The organism is Pseudomonas fluorescens (genome assembly GCF_000967965.1).
Lineage (GTDB): Bacteria > Pseudomonadota > Gammaproteobacteria > Pseudomonadales > Pseudomonadaceae > Aquipseudomonas > Aquipseudomonas grandcourensis.
This window is the reverse complement of sequence record NZ_LACC01000020.1, coordinates 16,155-36,579: the sequence shown is the minus strand read 5'-3', so window position 1 is coordinate 36,579 and position 20,425 is coordinate 16,155. Positions and strand designations below refer to the sequence as shown.

Annotated in this window: 18 protein-coding genes; 11 read left to right on the top strand and 7 right to left on the bottom strand. The window is 60.4% G+C overall.

The window, feature by feature from the left end; all coding sequences use genetic code 11:
- Positions 1 to 64 precede the first annotated feature (64 nt).
- Positions 65 to 2,356: a beta-glucosidase BglX gene (gene bglX / locus VC35_RS16210; protein ID WP_046041484.1), complete on the top strand. Its 2,292-nt coding sequence runs from the start codon at positions 65 to 67 to the stop codon at positions 2,354 to 2,356.
- A 140-nt stretch (positions 2,357 to 2,496) separates the two neighbouring features.
- Here bglX and VC35_RS16205 read toward each other — a convergent pair whose 3' ends face one another.
- From VC35_RS16205 to VC35_RS16185, 5 genes are all read right to left on the bottom strand, one after another.
- The gene (locus VC35_RS16205) at positions 2,497 to 3,654 is read right to left on the bottom strand and encodes a phospholipase D-like domain-containing protein (RefSeq protein ID WP_046041482.1); all 1,158 of its coding nucleotides are present in this window, start codon (positions 3,652 to 3,654) and stop codon (positions 2,497 to 2,499) included.
- A 1-nt stretch (position 3,655) separates the two neighbouring features.
- Entirely contained in the window at positions 3,656 to 4,246 is a 591-nt protein-coding gene (locus tag VC35_RS16200; protein ID WP_046041480.1) for a YceI family protein, read from the bottom strand.
- A gap of 255 nt (positions 4,247 to 4,501) precedes the next feature.
- Entirely contained in the window at positions 4,502 to 4,825 is a 324-nt protein-coding gene (locus tag VC35_RS16195; protein ID WP_046041478.1) for a hypothetical protein, read from the bottom strand.
- Positions 4,822 to 5,916 (bottom strand): serine hydrolase domain-containing protein, encoded by a 1,095-nt coding sequence (locus VC35_RS16190; protein WP_046041477.1) that lies wholly within the window; start codon positions 5,914 to 5,916, stop codon positions 4,822 to 4,824. Before VC35_RS16190 ends, VC35_RS16195 begins: the two co-directional genes overlap by 4 nt.
- A 165-nt stretch (positions 5,917 to 6,081) precedes the next feature.
- Positions 6,082 to 6,969 (bottom strand): acyl-CoA dehydrogenase middle domain-containing protein, encoded by an 888-nt coding sequence (locus VC35_RS16185; RefSeq protein ID WP_046041476.1) that lies wholly within the window; start codon positions 6,967 to 6,969, stop codon positions 6,082 to 6,084.
- 155 nt (positions 6,970 to 7,124) lie between these two features.
- Between VC35_RS16185 and olsB the strand changes: the two genes are divergently transcribed.
- Positions 7,125 to 7,880, top strand: a complete 756-nt coding sequence (olsB, locus tag VC35_RS16180) for an L-ornithine N(alpha)-acyltransferase (RefSeq protein WP_046041475.1) — start codon at positions 7,125 to 7,127, stop codon at positions 7,878 to 7,880.
- On the top strand, positions 7,880 to 8,671 hold the full coding sequence (locus VC35_RS16175) for a lysophospholipid acyltransferase family protein (RefSeq protein WP_046041474.1): 792 nt from the start codon (positions 7,880 to 7,882) through the stop codon (positions 8,669 to 8,671). Before olsB ends, VC35_RS16175 begins: the two co-directional genes overlap by 1 nt.
- Positions 8,672 to 8,730: 59 nt before the next feature.
- Here VC35_RS16175 and VC35_RS16170 read toward each other — a convergent pair whose 3' ends face one another.
- Entirely contained in the window at positions 8,731 to 9,309 is a 579-nt protein-coding gene (locus VC35_RS16170; RefSeq protein ID WP_046041472.1) for an acyl carrier protein phosphodiesterase, read from the bottom strand.
- A 170-nt stretch (positions 9,310 to 9,479) separates the two neighbouring features.
- On the opposite strand from VC35_RS16170, the gene VC35_RS16165 reads away from it, so the two are divergent.
- The 5 genes from VC35_RS16165 to VC35_RS29550 all read left to right on the top strand — a co-directional run bounded on the left by VC35_RS16165 (position 9,480) and on the right by VC35_RS29550 (position 13,440).
- Positions 9,480 to 9,782 (top strand): ArsR/SmtB family transcription factor, encoded by a 303-nt coding sequence (locus tag VC35_RS16165; protein ID WP_007983055.1) that lies wholly within the window; start codon positions 9,480 to 9,482, stop codon positions 9,780 to 9,782.
- A gap of 94 nt (positions 9,783 to 9,876) precedes the next feature.
- Positions 9,877 to 11,043 carry an MFS transporter gene (locus VC35_RS16160; RefSeq protein WP_046041469.1) on the top strand — a complete coding sequence of 389 codons (1,167 nt, stop codon included), beginning with the start codon at positions 9,877 to 9,879 and terminating at the stop codon, positions 11,041 to 11,043.
- A 30-nt stretch (positions 11,044 to 11,073) separates the two neighbouring features.
- The gene (locus tag VC35_RS16155; RefSeq protein WP_046041467.1) at positions 11,074 to 12,123 is read left to right on the top strand and encodes an alkene reductase; all 1,050 of its coding nucleotides are present in this window, start codon (positions 11,074 to 11,076) and stop codon (positions 12,121 to 12,123) included.
- 247 nt (positions 12,124 to 12,370) lie between these two features.
- Positions 12,371 to 12,907, top strand: a complete 537-nt coding sequence (locus tag VC35_RS16150; protein ID WP_046041465.1) for a hypothetical protein — start codon at positions 12,371 to 12,373, stop codon at positions 12,905 to 12,907.
- Between the two features lie 95 nt (positions 12,908 to 13,002).
- Positions 13,003 to 13,440 carry a hypothetical protein gene (locus VC35_RS29550; protein WP_221174490.1) on the top strand — a complete coding sequence of 146 codons (438 nt, stop codon included), beginning with the start codon at positions 13,003 to 13,005 and terminating at the stop codon, positions 13,438 to 13,440.
- A gap of 287 nt (positions 13,441 to 13,727) precedes the next feature.
- On the opposite strand, the gene emhR is transcribed toward VC35_RS29550, so the two are convergent.
- Positions 13,728 to 14,360, bottom strand: coding sequence for an efflux system transcriptional repressor EmhR (emhR, locus tag VC35_RS16145; protein ID WP_046041463.1), 633 nt, complete (start codon positions 14,358 to 14,360; stop codon positions 13,728 to 13,730).
- A 265-nt stretch (positions 14,361 to 14,625) separates the two neighbouring features.
- On the opposite strand from emhR, the gene VC35_RS16140 reads away from it, so the two are divergent.
- Genes VC35_RS16140 through emhC form a run of 3 tightly spaced genes read left to right on the top strand, consistent with a single transcriptional unit; the run spans position 14,626 to position 20,408 of the window.
- Positions 14,626 to 15,783: an efflux RND transporter periplasmic adaptor subunit gene (locus VC35_RS16140; RefSeq protein ID WP_046041461.1), complete on the top strand. Its 1,158-nt coding sequence runs from the start codon at positions 14,626 to 14,628 to the stop codon at positions 15,781 to 15,783.
- Between the two features lie 3 nt (positions 15,784 to 15,786).
- A complete protein-coding gene (gene emhB, locus VC35_RS16135) occupies positions 15,787 to 18,948 on the top strand; it encodes an efflux RND transporter permease subunit EmhB (RefSeq protein WP_046041460.1) in 3,162 nt (1,053 codons plus the stop codon).
- Entirely contained in the window at positions 18,948 to 20,408 is a 1,461-nt protein-coding gene (gene emhC, locus VC35_RS16130; RefSeq protein WP_046041458.1) for an efflux RND transporter outer membrane subunit EmhC, read from the top strand. The genes emhB and emhC overlap by 1 nt, the downstream gene beginning before the upstream one ends.
- Positions 20,409 to 20,425: the final 17 nt, after the last annotated feature.

The window sequence follows — 20,425 nt, the reverse complement described above, 5'->3', positions numbered from 1 at the left end:
ACGCTCCCTAAATTTTGGCTGGCCGGCGTGTACATCGCCGTTTGGGCCCTTGAGAAAACTATTCATGAAGAAGCTGTGTTTGCTGGGCCTGTTCGTCAGCCTGGCCAGTCATAACGTATTGGCCGCCACGACACCCGCACCCCTGGAGAACAAGGAAGCCTTCGTCAGCAACCTGATGAAGCAAATGACCCTCGATGAAAAAATCGGCCAGTTGCGCCTGATCAGCATCGGCCCGGAAATGCCACGCGAAATGATCCGCAAGGAAATCGCGGCCGGCAACATCGGCGGTACGTTCAACTCGATCACCCGCCCGGAAAACCGGCCGATGCAGGACGCGGCGATGCGCAGCCGCCTGAAGATCCCGATGTTCTTCGCCTACGACGTGATCCACGGCCACCGCACCATTTTCCCGATCCCGCTGGCCCTGGCCTCGAGCTGGGACATGGACGCCATCGGCCTGTCCGGGCGCATTGCCGCCAAGGAAGCCGCGGCTGACAGCCTCGACATCACCTTCGCGCCGATGGTCGACATCTCCCGCGATCCGCGCTGGGGCCGTACTTCCGAAGGCTTCGGCGAAGACACCTACCTGGTGTCGCGCATTGCCGGCGTGATGGTCAAGGCGTTCCAGGGCACGGGCGCGAACGCGGCCGACAGCATCATGGCCAGCGTCAAGCACTTTGCCCTGTACGGCGCGGTCGAGGGTGGCCGCGACTACAACGTGGTCGACATGAGCCCCGTCAAGATGTACCAGGACTACCTGCCGCCGTACCGGGCCGCCATCGATGCCGGCGCGGGCGGGGTCATGGTCGCGCTGAACTCGATCAACGGCGTGCCGGCCACCGCCAACACCTGGCTGATGAACGACCTGTTGCGCAAGGAATGGGGCTTCAAGGGCCTGGCGGTCAGCGACCACGGGGCGATTTTCGAACTGATCAAGCACGGTGTTGCCGCCGACGGTCGCGAAGCGGCGAAGCTGGCGATCAAGGCCGGCATCCACATGAGCATGAACGACACCCTGTACGGCAAAGAACTGCCAGGGCTGCTGAAGTCCGGCGAGATCCAGCAGAGCGACATCGACAACGCCGTGCGTGCGGTGCTGGGCGCCAAGTACGACATGGGCCTGTTCAAGGACCCGTACCTGCGCATCGGCAAGGCCGAGGATGATCCGGTCGACACCTACGCCGACAGCCGCCTGCACCGCGCCGAGGCCCGTGATGTGGCACGCCGCGGCCAGGTGCTGCTGAAAAACCGCAACGAAACCCTTCCCCTGAAGAAAACCGCGAAAATCGCCCTGGTCGGTCCGCTGGCCAAGGCACCCATCGACATGATGGGCAGCTGGGCCGCCGCCGGTAAGCCAGCGCAATCGGTGACCCTGTTCGAAGGCATGACCAACGCCCTGGGCGACAAATCGACACTGATCTACGCCCGTGGCGCCAACATCACCAGCGACCCGAAAATCCTCGGCTACCTGAACTTCCTCAACTTCGACGCCCCGGAAGTGGTGGATGACCCGCGCCCGGCGAACGTGCTGATCGACGAAGCGGTGAAAGCAGCCAAGGATGCTGATGTGGTGGTTGCCGCCGTCGGCGAATCCCGTGGCATGTCCCACGAATCGTCGAGCCGCACCGATCTGAACATCCCGGAAAACCAGCGCGAGCTGATCCGTGCCCTGAAAGCCACCGGCAAACCGCTGGTACTGGTGTTGATGAACGGCCGTCCACTGACGATCCTCGAAGAGAAGGAACAGGCCGACGCGATCCTGGAAACCTGGTTCACCGGCACCGAGGGCGGCAACGCTATCGCCGACGTGCTGTTCGGCGACTACAACCCGTCGGGCAAACTGCCGATCAGCATCCCGCGTTCGGTAGGCCAGATTCCGACCTACTACAACCACCTGACCATTGGCCGGCCGTTCACCCCGGGCAAACCGGGCAACTACACCTCGCAGTACTTCGATGACACCACCGGTCCCTTGTACCCGTTCGGTTACGGCCTGAGCTACACCGACTTCAGCCTGAGCGACATGGCCCTGTCGTCGACCACGCTGAACAAGACCGGCAAGCTCGACGCCAGCGTCACGGTGAAAAACACCGGCAAGCGCGACGGCGAAACCGTGGTGCAGATGTACATCCAGGACGTGGCCGGCTCGATGATCCGCCCGATCAAGGAACTGAAGAACTTCCAGAAAGTAATGGTCAAGGCTGGCGAGCAGAAAGTCGTGCACTTCACCATCACCGAGGACGACCTGAAGTTCTACAACACCCAGCTCAAGTACGCGGCGGAACCGGGCAAGTTCAACGTGCAGATTGGCCTGGATTCAGAGGACGTGACGCAGCAGAGTTTTGAGTTGCTGTAATCCCGTTACACCGCAATAACCTGTAGGAGCGAGCCTGCTCGCGATGAGGGCATAACATTCAACATCATTGTTGACTGTCAGGCCGCCATCGCGAGCAGGCTCGCTCCTACAGTGGTTTCAGGGTGTTTGAAAGCTTGGGCTCAACCCCGTCGATCCAGCAGATTCACCACCACCCGATCCACCCATCCCCACACCCGTTGCTTGACCCGTTTCCACAGCGGTCGACGCTGCCATTCCTCCAGACTGACTTGCTCACTCAACCCGAAGTCCCGTTCGAAACTCGCCGCCACCGACCGGGTCAATCCGGGGTCCAGGGCTTCCAGGTTGGCTTCCAGGTTGAAGCGCAGGTTCCAGTGATCGAAATTGCACGAGCCGATGCTCACCCAGTCATCGACCAGGACCATTTTCAGGTGCAGGAAACACGGCTGGTACTCGAAAATTTTCACCCCGGCTTTGAGCAGTCGAGGGTAATAGCGATGCCCGGCATAGCGCACGGATGGGTGATCGGTACGGGGCCCGGTCAACAGCAACCGCACATCGACGCCCCGGGCAGCCGCCCGACGCAGGGAACGGCGGACTTTCCAGGTCGGCAGAAAGTACGGCGTGGCCAGCCAGATCCGTCGCTGACCGCTGTTCAGGGCACGCACCAGCGATTGCAGAATGTCCCGGTGTTGACGGGCGTCGGCATACGCCACCCGGCCCATGCCCTCGCCTATCGACGGCACCCGTGGCAGGCGCGGCAGACCGAAATGCGAGGCCGGTCGCCAGGCCCGTCGATGGCGGTTGGCAATCCACTGACGATCGAACAGCAGTTGCCAGTCGAGCACCAGCGGACCGGTGATTTCCACCATCACTTCGTGCCATTCGCTGACGTCTTCCCCCGGGGTCCAGAATTCATCAGTGACACCGGTGCCGCCGACCACGGCCAGGCTCTGGTCCACCAGTAACAGCTTGCGGTGATCGCGGTAGAAGTTGCCGACCCAACGGCGCCAGCTCAGGCGATTGTAAAAACGCAGTTCCACGCCGGCGGACATCAGCCGCTGACGCAAGGTCAGGGTGAAAGCGAGGCTGCCGTAATCATCGAACAGGCAGCGCACTCGCACACCGCGCTCGGCGGCCTGCACCAAGGCCTGGACCATGGCTTCGGCGCAGGCACCCGCCTCCACCAGATACAGCTCCAGTTCGACCTGTTCTTCAGCCCGGGCAATCGCCACCAGCATGCGCGGGAAAAACTGCGGACCGTCGACCAGCAGTTCGTAATGGTTGCCTTCACGCCAGGGAAAAATCGCTCCGGCCATGTCAGCGCGCCGTGAATATCAGTACCGCACTCACCGGTACTGAAAGACTGATCGCCGACAGACCGGCCATTTTGCGCAACGCCTCCAACCCTGGAGCCAAATCGAAATCCTCGGCATTGATCACCAGCGGTTCGAGGGTCACCACCTGAAAGCGCCGGTCATCGAGCCGGGTCGCCAGCAGTTCGGCCTGGTACTGGTGTTGTTTGCCGTGCAAGTCGACCGTCAGCGGCAGGCGCAACTCCAGCTGTGCGCCGGGAGCGAGATCGTTGATCGGGCGCAGATCGATTTTCGTGGTGATCAAGGCGTCGGAAAACCGGTCGATCTGGAACAGTTCCTTGCGCATGCGCTCATCGCGCAACGGTATTCCGCTGTTGATCGACTCCAGCTCGATTTCCACCTGCGCCAGCCCCTCGGGGTCGACCTTGCCGTGCAGAACCAGGAAGCGTTGCACTTCGCAGACATTGGCATTCTTGGAGCTGACAAACGACAGGCGCGAAGACTCGCCGTCGAGGTACCAGTCGGCGCGGGCCGACAATGCGGCACCCGTCAGCAGCAGAAAAACGAGGAATCGGAGGGCGGAGCGCTTGAACATAGAGACTCGTAAGGCAGAGAAACCTGTGCTGAACCTTAACTGGCCTTCAGCGCATTGCAAGCCGTCTATTACTCCAAACCTGCCTTTGTGGCGAGGGGGCTTGCCCCCGTTCGACTGCGTAGCAGTCGCAAAACCTGTCATTGCGGTTTGCCTGATGGAACCTGTTGCATGGTTTTGGGGGGCCGCTTCGCGACCCAACGGGGGCAAGCCCCCTCGCCACAAAAGCCTTGTCCTCACCCACGAATCTATTCGTGTTCAAGGCTGCAAGCGACAGCCCTGGCGCTCGCCGATCCACACCGCGCTGTTGCTGCGGCCCATGCCGCTGACCGTGACACGTTTGCCGGCCGGGTCATCGGCAAAGCCGCTGGCGGGCAGCCACTGTTTCACATAACCGTGGCAGTACTCGGCGTCGTTGTTCATCACGTAGCGGCACGAACAGTATTCCTTGGCGGTGTAGGCGCTGATGATGTCGGGGAACGCCCACAGCGCCACCCGCTCGTGCCAGATCCAGCCAAGCAAGGCAATCAGCAGGATCAGCAACAGGGAACTGACCGCTCGACGGCGTATGAAACCGCTCATGGCTGCACCTTCCCGGCAAAGGCCTTGAGCGCGAACTGGAGCAATTGGTTGTGCCGGTAACTGCCGTCACGGTCATCGCCGTAACGGACGATCACCAGCTGCTCACTGGGGATCACGTACATTGCCTGGCCCCAATGGCCCAACGCGGCGAAGGTGTCGGCGGGGGCATCGGGCCAGGGTCGTGCCGCGCCCTCAACGGCTCGATTGAGCCACCACTGGCCGCCGGGGACGGCATCGTCTTGATGGGCGTGATAGTGAGCGAACGGCTCGCGGTTGAACGCCACCCAGTCCTTGGGTAGCAGTTGCTTGTCTGCCCAGCGCCCCTCGCGGGCCATCAACAGACCAACTCGCGCCAGGTCCCGTGCCGTGAGGTAGGCATAGGACGAAGCAACGAAAGTGCCTGTGCCATCGGTTTCCCACACGGCATGACGAATGCCCAGCGGTTCGAACAGTGCAGTCCACGGATAGTCCGGATAGCGGCCGAGGCCGACGATGGTTTTCAATGCGGCGGACAACAGGTTGCTGTCACCGCTGGAGTAGCGAAACGCCTGACCCGGCGCCGCGTATGAATCATGGGATGCGGTGAACGCGGCCATGTCGTGGTGACCTCGGGTGTAGAGCATGGCCACCACCGAAGACTTCAGCGGTGCGTATTCGTAGTCTTCCTGCCAGTCCAGGCCCGAGGCCCAGTGCAGCAGGTCAGCCATGGTCATGTCGGGGTATTTTTGCAGGGGCGGATAAAGCTTTGCCACAGGCTCGCCGAGCTTGAACAAGCCTTCACCGTAAGCCACACCGAGGACCGTGGCCATCAGGCTCTTGCTGATCGACCAGGTCAGGTGCGGCGTCTCGGCCGTCGTCGGGCCGGCGTAACGTTCGTAGATCAACTGGCCGTCGCGGATCACCAGCAAGGCGTCGGTGCGAATGCCCTGGCGAGTAGTGTCATCGCGGGATGGGAAGGCGTAGGCCTCCAGGGCTTGAAGCGCCGGGCCGGTTGGCGTCGGGGCGGTTGGCCATTGCTCGGCGGGCCAGTTTTCAGCCTGGGCCGTGAGGCTGAGCAACAACAGGAAAATCAGGGACAAGCCTTTGGGCATGACGGGGGCTCGGAGATTGAACCTGCTGAGCCTAGTCGAGGTTGATGACAATTCAGAAGTTCATGTTGCCAAACAGGCCGCCATCGCGAGCAAGCTCGCTCCCACAATGGATCTTTGGTGTGAGCGAGATCCCTGTGGGAGCGAGCCTGCTCGCGAAGAGGCCAGTCAGTGCAGCGAAGATTCCGCCATTGCCTTGGCCAACCGCTTGCCCCGAGCCCCAGCCGCCAAATCCATCACCACCTGATCCCGCTGCCACATCGCCGCCCACTCCGATGGCCCCTCGGCGAGTGCTTCATTCACCTCAGCCTTGAGCCCTTCGAACTGCGCAAACAACCCGCCAAGCAACACATGCCCGGCCGGATGGGTCGGTGGCTGGCGGCTGGTTTCCGCGCACCCCGCCAGTAACCCCAGCAACCGCAATTGCAAGCCTTGTGGCCAATCGCATTCCTGGCCGACGCCATACAACCACGCCGTCATCGCACTCAGCACATAGATGTCTTCCAGCGTGCGGAACGGTTTGACGTACGCATCCCAACCATCCCCTGCGAGCAACTCGCACAGCGCGTTATCCAGAAACAAGCTGCCATGGCTGATGTCCGGCATCAACGGGATCGGCGCCAGCTTTTCCACCTGCACACCCGGTTCATCGCGATAGATCACCGCCAGGCTCAAGCGTGGATCGACGCCGGGCTCCTCGCTGCGCGCAGCCACCAGCAGCCAGTCGGCGGCATTACCGGCGGTGACGAAATCCTTGCGTCCGCTCAAGCGCAAACCGCTCAGTCGGGTTTGCATGTCGGCCGGGCGCAGGCTGCGCTGTTCGGTGGCGCACAGCGCGCCCAGACTCAGGGGCGCGCTCGGCCAGAGCATGCGCAAGGCCGCCTGATACCCCACCAGAAACGCCAGCCCCGGCGTCGCCATCAACCGCCCGCCAAGCACCGCCAATTCAAACGGCGTGACCGTGCCCAACTGCTGCAACAAGGTCGCGAAACCTTCGGCCAGATCCGGATTGGCGGGCAAGCGATCACGGCGGTTCAACAGGGTTTGCCAGGGCATAAGAGGCTCCTCGAGGGCTGTCATATAAGCATCACCAAAGCTTAATGGCGATGACACCGGGGCTACATAGCCTGACTTTGCACAACACGGCTAGACAAAGAAAGTCGATTCGCTGTAGCCCAAAGACGGGTGAGCAGCCCGCACGGAGATTCACCATGACTCAGATCGCCCGCATCAGCGATACCGGCAACGAACGCCGCCTGCAAGCCGAACGCCTGGTGGGCGCCGAGGCATTGCAGGAGGCCCAGGCCTTGCGCTTCAACGTGTTCAGCGGTGAGTTCAACGCCAAGCTGAAAGGCGCGGAACTGGGTCTGGACATGGATGACTACGACGTTCACTGCGCCCACATCGGCGTGCGTGACTTGAATACCGGCCGTCTGGTGGCGACCACCCGTTTGCTCGACCACACGGCTGCCAGCAGCCTGGGCAAATTCTACAGCGAAGAAGAATTCAGCCTCCACGGCCTTGTGCACCTGCAAGGCCCGATCCTGGAAATCGGTCGCACCTGCGTCGACCCGGCCTACCGCAATGGCGGCACCATCGCCGTGCTCTGGGGCGAATTGGCCGAAGTCCTGAACCAGGGTGGCTACAGCTACCTGATGGGTTGCGCGAGCATTCCGATGCAGGATGGCGGCGTGCAGGCCCACGCGATCATGCAGCGTCTGCGCGAACGCTACCTGTGCACCGAACACCTGCGCGCCGAGCCGAAAAACCCGCTGCCGAGCCTGGCCATCCCGTCGAACGTGATCGCCGAAATGCCACCGCTGCTCAAGGCCTACATGCGTCTGGGCGCGAAGATCTGCGGCGAACCATGCTGGGACGAAGACTTCCAGGTTGCCGACGTGTTCATCCTGCTCAAGCGCGACGAACTCTGCCCGCGCTACGCCAAACACTTCAAGGCGGCTGTGTAATGAGCCGGTTGCGGGTGTACGCGCGAATCGCGCGAGTGCTGTTGGTAGTGACGCTGGGCTTGGGCATGGCCAGCGTGTTCGGGGTGTTCGAGCGCCTGGGCATGGCCCATTCGATGGCGCGTCGTCAGCGCTGGTCGCGGTTTTTCATGGCCCGCCTGAGCAACGCCCTGCCCTTCGACGTGACCGTCCACGGTGAGCTGCCGAAGACCCCGATGCTCTGGGTCAGCAACCACGTGTCCTGGACCGACATCCCGCTGCTGGGGATGCTCACGCCGCTGTCGTTTTTGTCCAAGGCCGAAGTGCGCACCTGGCCGGTGGCCGGCTGGTTGGCGGCCAAGGCCGGCAGCCTGTTTATCCGCCGTGGCTCGGGTGACAGCCAGTTGATCCGCAAGCAGATGACCCGTCACCTGGAACAGGCACACCCTCTGCTGATGTTCCCGGAAGGCACCACCACCGATGGCCGCTCGCTGCGCACCTTCCACGGCCGCCTGCTGTCCGCCGCCATCGATTCCGAAGTGGCAATGCAGCCGGTGGCGATTCGTTATCTGCGTGACGGCCAGCCTTGTGCGCTGGCGCCGTTCATTGGCGACGATGATCTGCTCTCGCACTTGATGCGTCTGTTCGCCAATGACCGTGGCGGCGTGGAGATTCACCTGCTCAAGCCAATCGAGTGCGAAGGTCGGGAACGTGCGGCGCTGGCGTTCGAGGCACAGCAGGCGGTGCAGAAGGTGTTGTTCGGGACTGTTGTTGAACCTCAGCGCGCACCGATGCGCCCTGCCATTGCGGCTTGATTCAATTTCAGACTGAAGACGAACCTGTGGGAGCGGGCTTGCTCGCTCCCACAGAGGTTTTATGGTGTTGGATAGTTCCGGGCAAAATCCTGCAGCTGCGGATAGAACAACCGAAAGTCCTCGCTCAACGGTTCATACAAGCGCCGCAACTCCTGCATCGCCGCCGCCAGCTCTTCCGGCCTGCTCAGGCGCCGCGAGATCCCGCGCAACACTTGCTCCAACACCTCGAATTCCTGATACGACCCCAACCAGTCATTGGCCACCATGTGCGGCGCAATCTTCGCCAGCCGCTCCGGCAGTTGTCGCTCGCTGGACAGCACGCGGTACACGTCTGAAGTGAACAACTCCAGCGGCCGGTCGGCGTACAGCGTCCAGTCACGAGCCAGGCAATGGTCGAAAAACACGTCGAGCACGATCCCCGCGTAGCGACGACGGGTCAGGGAGAAACGTGACAGCGCGACGTCCACCAGCGGATGGCGATCGGTGAACACGTCGATGCTGCGGTGCAACTGGATAGCCCTCTCGATTTCCGGAGCGAACTGCCCTTGCAGCCGTCCCTTGACGAAATCGCCGTACAGACTGCCGAGCAACTGGCCGGGACGCTGGCCACCGAGGTGAAGATGTGCGAGATAGTTCATGGGCGCAGCTTAGCACTGCCCCCTTGTTTTGTTACACTCACCATATCGTTATAACTCGATATACCGAAATATGAGCTGGTCAGAGCCAAATCATATTTGTATATCGCGAAATACCGATTTAAAGTTCGCCTCATCGCGATATAGCGTTTTAAACATCACGAGCCCACATCATGACCATCAATCTCGACGAAATAATAAAAGCCCTGGCACACCCAGTACGACGAGAAATCCTGCACTGGCTCAAGGACCCGACCGTCGAATTTCCCGACCAGTCCCACAGTAACGAGCACGGCGTTTGCGCCGGGCAGATCGATCAACGCTGCGGCCTGTCGCAGTCCACGGTGTCCGCACACCTGGCGACCCTGCAACGCGCCGGCCTGATCAGCAGCCGCAAAGTCGGCCAGTGGCATTTTTTCAAACGCAACGAGGAAACCATTCAGGAGTTCCTCAAAACCTTCAGTAAAGAGCTCTGACCCTGTGGGGGCGTTCTCAATTGGTTTTCACACAGCGCCGGGAAAACCAAATGAGAACGCCCCCCACGTCAGCCAGCCGACAAGGAATTAAACAATGCCCCTCTCGCTACTCATCCTGGCCTTGAGCGCCTTCGCCATCGGCACCACCGAGTTCGTCATCATGGGCCTGCTGCCCAACGTGGCAGCTGACCTCGGTGTATCGATTCCCGGTGCCGGCTGGCTGGTGACCGGTTACGCCCTGGGCGTGGCCATCGGCGCGCCGTTCATGGCGCTGGCCACCGCCAAACTGCCGCGCAAGGCAGCCCTGGTGGCGTTGATGGGCATTTTCATTGTCGGCAACCTGCTTTGCGCAGTGGCCGGCGACTACAACGTGCTGATGTTCGCCCGTGTGGTCACCGCCCTGTGCCATGGCGCCTTCTTCGGTATCGGTTCAGTGGTAGCCGCCGGCCTGGTGCCTGCGAACAAACGCGCTTCGGCCGTGGCCCTGATGTTCACCGGCCTGACCCTGGCCAACGTCCTCGGCGTACCGCTGGGCACCGCCCTCGGCCAGGAGGCCGGCTGGCGTTCGACATTCTGGGCCGTGACCGTGATCGGTGTGATCGCACTGATCGGTCTGATCCGCTTCCTGCCGGCCAAGCGCGATGAAGAAAAACTCGACATGCGCGCCGAACTGGCCGCACTCAAGGGCGGCGGCATCTGGCTGTCCCTGAGCATGACCGCGCTGTTCGCCGCCTCGGTGTTCACCCTGTTCACCTACGTCGCGCCGCTGCTCGGCGAAGTCACCGGCGTCTCGCCCCGTGGCGTGACCTGGACATTGATGCTCATCGGCCTGGGCCTGACCGTCGGCAACATCATCGGCGGCAAGCTGGCCGACAAAGGCATGGCAGCGACGCTGATCGGCGTGTTCATCACCATGGCCGTGGTGTCCACCGTGCTGACCTGGACCAGCGTCGCGCTGATCCCGACCGAAATCACCCTGTTCCTCTGGGCCACCGCGTGCTTCGCCGCCGTGCCTGCGTTGCAAGTGAACGTGGTGACCTTCGGCAAGGCCGCACCGAACCTGGTGTCGACCCTGAACATCGGCGCTTTCAACATCGGCAACGCCTTGGGTGCCTGGGTCGGCGGCAGTGTGATCGCCCACGGCTTCGGCCTGACCAGCGTGCCGCTCGCGGCAGCCGTACTGGCGGTACTCGCCCTGCTGGTGACCCTGATTACTTTCCGTCAGAGCGGCAATCCCGATCTGGCCCCTGCTACCAACTGATCAACCATTACCTCACGAGGGTTGCATTAAATGACGACTATTTTCGATCCGATCAAACTGGGCGACCTCGAGTTGGCCAACCGCATCATCATGGCGCCGCTGACCCGCTGCCGCGCCGATGAAGGTCGCGTGCCCAACGCGCTGATGGCCGAGTACTACGTGCAACGCGCCTCCGCCGGGCTGATCCTCAGCGAGGCCACTTCGGTCACGCCGATGGGTGTTGGCTACCCGGACACCCCGGGTATCTGGTCCAACGATCAAGTGCGTGGCTGGTCCAATGTGACCAAGGCGATCCATGGCGCTGGCGGCAAGATCTTCCTGCAACTGTGGCATGTGGGTCGCATTTCCCACGGTTTGTACCTGAACGATGAAGCCCCGGTCGCCCCAAGCGCCATCCAGCCCAAGGGCCACGTCAGCCTGGTGCGTCCGTTGGCCGACTTCCCGGTGCCGCGCGCCCTGGAAACCGCTGAAATCGCCGACATCGTTGACGCTTACCGCGTCGGTGCCGAGAACGCGAAGGCTGCCGGTTTCAACGGCGTGGAAATCCATGCCGCCAACGGTTACCTGCTCGACCAGTTCCTGCAAAGCAGCACCAACCAGCGCACCGACAACTACGGCGGCTCCCTGGAAAACCGTGCCCGCCTGCTGCTGGAAGTGACTGACGCGGCCATCGAAATCTGGGGTGCCGGCCTTGTGGGCGTGCACCTGTCGCCACGCGCCGACTTGCATGACATGGGTGACGACAACCTGACCGAAACCTTCACCTACGTCGCTCGCGAACTGGGCAAGCGTGGCATCGCCTTCATCTGCTCGCGCGAGAAAGAAGGTGCCGACAGCCTCGGTCCACAACTCAAGGAAGCCTTCGGCGGCCCCTACATTGCCAACGAGCGCTTCACCAAGGACAGCGCCAACGCGTTGCTCGCCAGTGGCAAGGCCGATGCAGTCGCCTTCGGCGTACCTTTCATTGCCAACCCTGACCTGCCGGCACGTTTGCAGGCTGACGCGCCGCTGAACGAAGCGCGTCCGGAACTGTTCTACGCCAAGGGCCCGGTCGGTTACATCGACTACCCGACGCTGTAATTAACACCTGCTTGTTTCAAAGGCCTCCGCGCTCTTGCGCCGAGGCCTTTTTTTTCCGTAAAAATCAAACAATACAATTTCTACTAAAAAACCCACCCCACCGCGCCCCTCCATCAAGCACTCTGCCCACATCAAGCAAGATAAGTTAACAACTCACTTCAGTCCGCTTATTGAATAACCGCCCCTCACGAACAACAATGACTTAAACCCATTGACACCCAAGCACTACTTAAATGGAATTAAGCCAATGCCTTCACTCGCAAAACACATAAAGCCTACTCTAACCGGGCTAACACTCGCCCTCATAACAAGCAGCTCCAGCTTTGCTTCAAATGAAAAGCAAAAGCCACTCATTCAATCCAAAGACCCGGACACAACGACTATTCACTACCACTTTAAAAACCTCACAAACAGCACAATGAAGCTTTCAAAGCCTACAAAAAAACAAAGCAACTCCTCCTACCCCATCAGTGAGTTCGATGTCCCCGCCAAGGGCCGATATGAGTATGCAGCTGACTTTCCGAATTTCTTCAGTTCTATTGCTTTCGGCAAAGCGACCGAGCTGACAGAAACATTTGCCTACGTTTCGGGAAACAAGGAATGCCTATACACGGCGTCCATTGAAGTCAGACTGGAAAAACAAGGAGACGACGCCGAACGAGTGCCCCACTGGTCGGGCAATGGCAAATCAACGGGAACTGAAGCGGCTGACTGTTCAACTGAAATTCTCGAAGTGCAAAACAGTTACCCAAATAGTATGAGCATTGAGTTCACCATGGAATAACCCCCCGCACCTCCCATCTACGAGCAACCAAAATGCACACTTACAAGCTGTCAATACTTGCAATGCTTTTATTTTACTCAATCAATGCAAACAGCATGACCGACACCGTCATCACCCTCAAACTGTCGAACAACACTTTCGGCACGTTAAAACTGAAGAGCATTTCGGGCTTGGAAGTTCCGCTGAATGGTCCCTTGATAACGTTTAATGTCGGGCCAGGCACCAAAGAAATCCTCGACATACCCTATTCCAGACCTTTTACACTCGACAAAACAGGCTGGCAACCTCGCAGGCAAAAAGTTGAACCTGTCAGTCTCGACCTGGTATATGAAGTGCACGGTTATCGATGCCGACTGAAAACCCGGATGGCGGCTCCAGTTGGTTACGGCGTTTTAGAGCCTGACTACAAACCTGACTGGAAGGCAACAGTCGAACCATCAGGAAATGGCCAGTACAAATGCAACGCGACAATCTCAAAAAAGATGACAAGGCCACCCTTCAGCTACACGGTTAACTTTAGTATCAGTAAATAGACATCGTAATAAATCGGAGGGGAACGTCCCGGCCTCTGCGCCACGCCCTCCGACCGCCCTCCACCCCGGTATCAGTTCACAAACTGATGTCCGCACGGTGAAAAAAACGGGCGACTACCATTCGCTCACAGTCTCGACACAAATTCCCTACAAATTACTGAGCTTGCTACCTGTCAACGTGCCGAGTGTAAGTATATAAAAGCACCCCATTGTCGAAGGGCGCGTGAAGAACTGTTCATCTTCGGCTTCAACGGTTGACACAGAAGACGTCGATTACGCATTTTGCTTTATTTGCGCAGGCTGGGGCTGAAGCGCAACAGATCCAGCCCGGTATCGACCCAACGCTCGGCTTCGGTGTGCAATTCAAAACTGGCGGGGGCCAGCAACCACTGATACAGGATGCCATCAATATAAGCATGCAGGCTGATCGCGGCGCGGGCAGTGTCGAGATTTTCCGGCAACTGGCCACGATTCACGGCATTACTCAGGGCCAGGCCGATCCGCACATTGCATTCGAGGCTGGCTGATACCCGTTGTTGGCGCAGGTCGCACATTTCATCGGTGAATTCGCACTTATGAAAAAGAATCTCATTGATGCGTCGGGTTTTCGGGTCCAGCGCAATTTGATGAAACAAATGAATCAACAGCTTGCGCATGCAGCCCAGGGGATCGAGTTCGTCTTCGCTCTCGCTGGCCTTGGCCATTTCTTCCAGGGGCTCATGCAGGGTGTCGAGCATGGCCTGCACCAGATCCGCCTTGTTGCTGAAATGCCAGTAGATGGCCCCTCGAGTGACGCCGGCCAGGGTCGCGATGTCCGCCAGGGTCGTGCGCGCCACGCCTCGCTCGAAAAAGGCCTTTTCGGCCGCCACGAGAATTTGCGCGCGGGTTTCCTGAGCTTCCTCTTTGGTACGACGGACCATGGCAGTACAACCTCAATCAGGGTGCTTCAGCGATGCCTGAACATCGGCTGAATAAAAGTGGGGCGAACGTTCTGGGGGTTCGTCCCCGGCCTACAATTCCAATCTTTCAACGGCTTGTGTAACGGCGTGAGTACACAGCCTGGGTATTTACAAACAGCCATGTACGTAAGTATATTCCTTAGTAAGCTACTTATCTACTCGGCAAACATTTTTCAACCTTCCACCTTTCTAGTGCGCACCTTGCGCGCCTGACCCGAGGATTTTCATGCAATTCAAGCCAGCTGTTACCGCTCTGGTCGCCGCCGTCGCCCTGGCATCGCTACTCAGCGGATGCAAAAAGGAAGAGGCAGCACCGGCCGCCCCACCGCCTCAGGTCGGCGTCGTGACTCTGCAACCGCAAGCTTTCACCCTGACATCCGATCTGCCCGGCCGTACCAGTGCGTTCCGCATTGCCGAAGTCCGCCCGCAGGTCAACGGCATCATTCTCAAGCGCCTGTTCAAGGAAGGCAGCGACGTCAAGGCCGGCCAACAGCTCTATCAGATCGACCCGTCGATCTATGAAGCAACGCTCGCCAGCGCCGAAGCCAACCTGCGTTCGACCAAGTCGATTTCCGACCGCTACAAGCAACTGGTCGATGAGCAGGCTGTGAGCCGTCAGGAATACGACACCGCCGTGGCCAACCGCCTGCAATCGGAAGCCTCGCTGCAAACCGCACAGATCAACGTGCGCTACACCAAGGTCTATGCCCCGCTGACCGGCCGCATCGGCCGCTCCTCGGTGACCGAAGGCGCGCTGGTGAGCAATGCTCAGGTCGACGCGATGGCGGTAATCCAGCAAATCGACCCGATCTACGTCGACGTGACGCAGTCCTCGGTCGAGCTGTTGCAACTGCGCCGTGAGCTGGAAAGCGGTCGCCTGCAAAAGGCTGGCGATAACGCCGCCTCGGTCAAGCTGACCCTCGAAGACGGCAGCGAATACAAGCTGGACGGCAAGCTGGAATTCTCCGAAATCTCGGTTGACCAGACCACCGGTTCCGTCACCCTGCGTGCCATTTTCCCGAACCCTGACCACACCCTTCTGCCAGGCATGTTCGTGCACGCCAAGTTGCTGGCCGGTGTGAACAGCGCGGCGATCCTGGCCCCGCAACAAGGCGTGACCCGCGACCTCAAGGGGACGCCAACCGCACTGGTTGTCGGCCCGGACAACAAGGTCGAACTGCGTCAACTCAAGGCCAACCGCACCGTCGGCAATCAATGGCTGATCGAAGACGGCCTGAAGGCTGGCGATCGCCTGATCACCGAAGGTCTGCAATTCGTCAAACCTGGCGTCGAAGTCAAGGCCAGTGAAGCGACCAACGTAGCCGTAACGAACCCGGCCCCCGCCCAGGCAGCTGATAAAGCCTCTGGCGGCAAAGGGGAGTAAACCATGTCGAAATTTTTTATCGACCGTCCGATTTTCGCTTGGGTAATTGCCCTGGTGATCATGTTGGTCGGGGCACTATCGATCCTCCGGTTGCCGATCAACCAGTACCCGAGCATTGCGCCTCCAGCGATCGCCATCTCCGTGGCCTACCCGGGTGCTTCGGCACAAACGGTCCAGGACACTGTGGTTCAGGTGATCGAGCAACAGCTCAACGGTATCGACAACCTGCGTTATGTCTCGTCGGAAAGTAACTCCGACGGCACCATGACCATTACAGCGACCTTTGAGCAAGGCACCAACTCCGACACCGCGCAGGTTCAGGTCCAGAACAAGCTGAACCTGGCCACCCCGCTGCTGCCGCAAGAAGTGCAGCAACAGGGTATCCGCGTCACCAAGGCGGTGAAGAACTTCCTGTTGGTGATCGGCGTGGTGTCGCGTGACGGCAGCATGACCAAGGACGACCTGTCCAACTACATCGTGTCGAACATGCAGGACCCGATCTCGCGGACCGCCGGTGTCGGTGACTTCCAGGTGTTCGGTTCCCAGTACGCCATGCGTATCTGGCTCGACCCGGCCAAGTTGAACAACTTCAGCCTGACCCCGATCGACGTCAAGACCGCTATCGCCGCGCAAAACGTCCAGATATCGTCCGGCCAGCTCGGCGGCCTGCCTGCCCTGCCCGGCACCCAGCTGAACGCGACCATCATCGGCAAGACCCGCCTGCAGACCGCGGAGCAATTCGACAAGATCCTGCTCAAGGTCAACAAGGACGGTTCCCAGGTTCGCCTGAAAGATGTTGCCGAAGTCGGTCTGGGTGGCGAGAACTACAGCATCAACGCCCAGTTCAACGGCGCCCCGGCTTCCGGCCTGGCGGTGAAACTGGCCACCGGTGCCAACGCGCTCGATACCGCCAAGGCCCTGCGCACCACCATCGACAGCCTCAAACCCTTCTTCCCGCAAGGTATGGAAGTGGTGTTCCCGTACGACACCACGCCGGTAGTAACGGAGTCGATCAGGGGCGTGGTTCACACCCTGGTCGAAGCGGTCGCGCTGGTGTTCCTGGTGATGTTCCTGTTCCTGCAGAACTTCCGTGCCACCATCATCACCACGATGACCGTGCCAGTGGTATTGCTCGGTACGTTCGGCATCCTCGCGGCCGCCGGTTTCAGCATCAACACCCTGACCATGTTCGGCATGGTGCTGGCCATCGGTTTGCTGGTGGACGATGCCATCGTCGTGGTGGAAAACGTCGAACGGGTGATGAGCGAAGAAGGCCTGTCACCCAAGGAAGCCACCAAGAAATCCATGGGCCAGATCCAGGGCGCACTGGTGGGTATCGCCTTGGTGTTGTCGGCGGTGCTGCTGCCCATGGCGTTCTTCAGCGGTTCCACCGGTGTGATCTACAAGCAGTTCTCGATCACCATCGTCTCGGCCATGGCCCTGTCGGTACTGGTTGCACTGATCTTCACCCCGGCGCTCTGCGCCACCATGCTCAAGCCGATCCGGAAAGGCGAGCACGGCACCCCGAAACGCGGTTTCTTTGGCTGGTTCAACCGCAATTTCGACCGCGGCGTACGCAGCTACGAGCGCGGCGTGGGCAACATGCTCGCGCACAAGGCCCCGTACCTGCTGGCCTACCTGATCATCGTCGTCGGTATGATCTGGCTATTCACCCGCATTCCAACGGCGTTCCTGCCGGAAGAAGACCAAGGTGTACTGTTCGCCCAGGTGCAGACGCCTGCCGGCTCCACGGCCCAGCGCACCCAGGTGGTCGTCGACGAAATGCGTGAATTCCTGCTGCGCCCTGGCAAGGATGGCGGCGAAGGCGATGCGGTGAACTCGGTGTTTACCGTGACCGGCTTCAACTTCGCCGGCCGTGGCCAGAGCTCGGGTATGGCGTTCATCATGCTGCGTCCGTGGGACGAACGTAACGCCGACAACAACGTGTTCAAGGTGGCGGCCCGTGCCCAGCAGCACTTCTTCACCTTCCGCGATGCCATGGTGTTCGCTTTCGCACCACCGGCGGTACTGGAACTGGGTAACGCCACCGGTTTCGACGTGTTCCTGCAGGACCGCGCCGGTATCGGCCACGAAAAACTGATGCAAGCGCGCAACCAGTTCCTCGGCATGGCCGCACAAAGCAAGATTCTGACCCAGGTGCGTCCGAACGGCCTGAACGACGAACCGCAATACCAGCTGGAAATCGATGACGAGAAGGCCAGTGCCCTGGGCATTACCATCGCCGACATCAACAACACCCTGTCGATTGCCCTGGGCAGTAGCTACGTCAACGACTTCATCGACCGTGGTCGGGTGAAGAAGGTATACGTGCAAGGCCAGCCAGGCGCTCGCATGGGCCCTGAAGACCTGCAGAAGTGGTACGTGCGCAACGCCACCGGCACCATGGTTCCGTTCTCGGCGTTCGCCAAGGGCGAGTGGATTTACGGTTCACCGAAACTGGCCCGTTACAACGGCGTGGAAGCGATGGAAATCCTCGGTGCCCCGGCGCCAGGCTATTCCACCGGTGAAGCCATGCTCGAAGTCGAAGCCATCGCCAAGAAACTGCCGGCGGGTGTCGGTATTTCCTGGACCGGCCTGTCGTATGAGGAACGTCTGTCCGGTTCGCAAGCGCCGGCGCTGTACGCCCTGTCGCTGCTGATGGTGTTCCTGTGTCTGGCGGCGTTGTATGAAAGCTGGTCGATTCCGATCGCGGTGATGTTGGTGGTGCCGCTGGGGATCATCGGTGCACTGATGGCCACCAGCCTTCGCGGTTTGTCCAACGACGTGTACTTCCAGGTAGGTTTGTTGACGACTATCGGTCTGGCGGCGAAAAACGCCATTCTGATTGTCGAATTTGCCAAGGAACTACACGAACAAGGGCGTAGCCTGCGCGATGCGGCAATTGAAGCCTGCCGCATGCGTCTGCGACCGATCATCATGACCTCGCTCGCCTTCGTCCTCGGTGTGGTACCACTGGCGATATCCACGGGCGCAGGTTCCGGTAGCCAGCATGCAATCGGTACCGGCGTGATCGGCGGTATGATCACGGCGACTGTGCTGGCGATCTTCTGGGTCCCGCTGTTCTTCGTTACCGTGTCGTCCATAGGCCAACGCAAAATCGCCGACCAGGATGACGCTACTGAAACTCCTAAAGAGGCTGGCTAATGAGCAAGTCGCTACTCTCCCTGGCAGTCGCCGCCTTCGTGCTCGGTGGCTGCTCGCTGATACCTGATTATCAGCAGCCCGAAGCGCCGGTGGCGGGCCAGTACCCGCAGGGCCTGGCGTACTCGCCGGCCCAGGCTCCGGCGCAAGCGGCTGCCGAGCAGGGCTGGAAGCAGTTTTTCCATGACCCGGCGCTGCAACAGCTGATCCAGGTGGCCCTGGAAAACAACCGTGACCTGCGTGTCGCGGCCCTGAACATCGACGCATTTGCGGCTCAATACCGCATCTCCCGTGCCGATCTGTTCCCGGCCGTCTCGGCCAACGGCACAGGCAGCCGTCAGCGCGTTCCGACTGACGCTTCGCAGACCGGTCAAGCCGGCATCACCAGTTCCTACTCGGCAACGGTGGGTGTCAGCGCCTATGAACTCGACCTGTTTGGTCGGGTTCGCAGCCTGAACGAAGAGGCGCTGCAGAAGTACTTCGCCACCGAAGAAGGCCGCCGCAGCACGCAGATCAGCCTGGTGGCCAGTGTGGCGAATGCCTACCTGACCTGGCAGGCCGACAAGGAACTGTACAAGCTGACCCAGGACACCCTGGCCGCCTTCGAGGAGAGCTACAAGCTCACCGCCCGCAGCAACGAAGTCGGCGTCGCCTCGGCCCTGGACCTGGCACAGTCGCGCACCTCGGTGGAAAACGCCCGTGCGCAACTGGCCAAGTACACCCGTCAGGTCGCCCAGGACGAGAACATCCTGGTGCTGCTGCTCGGCACCGGCGTCCCGGCCAACCTGCAAGCGGCCAAACCGCTTGACGACGACCTGCTGAGCGACGTTCCGCCCGGCCTGCCGTCGGACCTGCTGCATCGTCGTCCGGACATCCTTCAGGCCGAGTACAACCTGAAGGCCGCCAACGCCAACATCGGCGCGGCGCGGGCCGCGTTCTTCCCGAGCATCAGCCTCACGGCCAATGCCGGGACCTTGAGCCCGGACCTGTCCGGTCTGTTCAAGGGTGGTTCGGGCACGTGGCTGTTCCAGCCGCAGATCAACCTGCCGATCTTCAACGCCGGCGCCTTGAGCGCCAGCCTGGATTACTCGAAAATCCAGAAAGACATCGGCGTGGCGAACTACGAGAAGTCCATTCAAACGGCCTTCCAGGAAGTCGCCGACGGCCTGGCCGCCCGCCAGACCTATGTCCAGCAGTTGCAGGCACAGAAAGATTTCGTCAGTGCCAACCAGGAGTACTACCGTCTGGCCGAGCGTCGTTACCGTATTGGTGTCGACAGCAACCTGACCTTCCTCGATGCCCAGCGTCAGCTGTTCAGTGCGCAGCAAGTGCTGATCACCGACCGCCTGGCGCAACTGGTCAGCCAGGTCAACCTGTACAAGGCCCTGGGTGGTGGTTGGAACGAACAGACCGCGAAGAACGAGCCGTTGAAAGAAGAAGCGCCGAAGATGAAGTACTTCTGATAGCGCTGTGAAAACAC

Bases quoted from the DNA above. Each gene is read 5' to 3' on its own strand.
- bglX (WP_046041484.1), top strand. From the start codon at position 65: ATGAAGAAGCTGTGTTTGCTGGGCCTGTTCGTCAGCCTGGCCAGTCAT.
- VC35_RS16205 (WP_046041482.1), bottom strand. From the start codon at position 3,654: ATGGCCGGAGCGATTTTTCCCTGGCGTGAAGGCAACCATTACGAACTG.
- VC35_RS16200 (WP_046041480.1), bottom strand. From the start codon at position 4,246: ATGTTCAAGCGCTCCGCCCTCCGATTCCTCGTTTTTCTGCTGCTGACG.
- VC35_RS16195 (WP_046041478.1), bottom strand. From the start codon at position 4,825: ATGAGCGGTTTCATACGCCGTCGAGCGGTCAGTTCCCTGTTGCTGATC.
- VC35_RS16190 (WP_046041477.1), bottom strand. From the start codon at position 5,916: ATGCCCAAAGGCTTGTCCCTGATTTTCCTGTTGTTGCTCAGCCTCACG.
- VC35_RS16185 (WP_046041476.1), bottom strand. From the start codon at position 6,969: ATGCCCTGGCAAACCCTGTTGAACCGCCGTGATCGCTTGCCCGCCAAT.
- olsB (WP_046041475.1), top strand. From the start codon at position 7,125: ATGACTCAGATCGCCCGCATCAGCGATACCGGCAACGAACGCCGCCTG.
- VC35_RS16175 (WP_046041474.1), top strand. From the start codon at position 7,880: ATGAGCCGGTTGCGGGTGTACGCGCGAATCGCGCGAGTGCTGTTGGTA.
- VC35_RS16170 (WP_046041472.1), bottom strand. From the start codon at position 9,309: ATGAACTATCTCGCACATCTTCACCTCGGTGGCCAGCGTCCCGGCCAG.
- VC35_RS16165 (WP_007983055.1), top strand. From the start codon at position 9,480: ATGACCATCAATCTCGACGAAATAATAAAAGCCCTGGCACACCCAGTA.
- VC35_RS16160 (WP_046041469.1), top strand. From the start codon at position 9,877: ATGCCCCTCTCGCTACTCATCCTGGCCTTGAGCGCCTTCGCCATCGGC.
- VC35_RS16155 (WP_046041467.1), top strand. From the start codon at position 11,074: ATGACGACTATTTTCGATCCGATCAAACTGGGCGACCTCGAGTTGGCC.
- VC35_RS16150 (WP_046041465.1), top strand. From the start codon at position 12,371: ATGCCTTCACTCGCAAAACACATAAAGCCTACTCTAACCGGGCTAACA.
- VC35_RS29550 (WP_221174490.1), top strand. From the start codon at position 13,003: ATGACCGACACCGTCATCACCCTCAAACTGTCGAACAACACTTTCGGC.
- emhR (WP_046041463.1), bottom strand. From the start codon at position 14,360: ATGGTCCGTCGTACCAAAGAGGAAGCTCAGGAAACCCGCGCGCAAATT.
- VC35_RS16140 (WP_046041461.1), top strand. From the start codon at position 14,626: ATGCAATTCAAGCCAGCTGTTACCGCTCTGGTCGCCGCCGTCGCCCTG.
- emhB (WP_046041460.1), top strand. From the start codon at position 15,787: ATGTCGAAATTTTTTATCGACCGTCCGATTTTCGCTTGGGTAATTGCC.
- emhC (WP_046041458.1), top strand. From the start codon at position 18,948: ATGAGCAAGTCGCTACTCTCCCTGGCAGTCGCCGCCTTCGTGCTCGGT.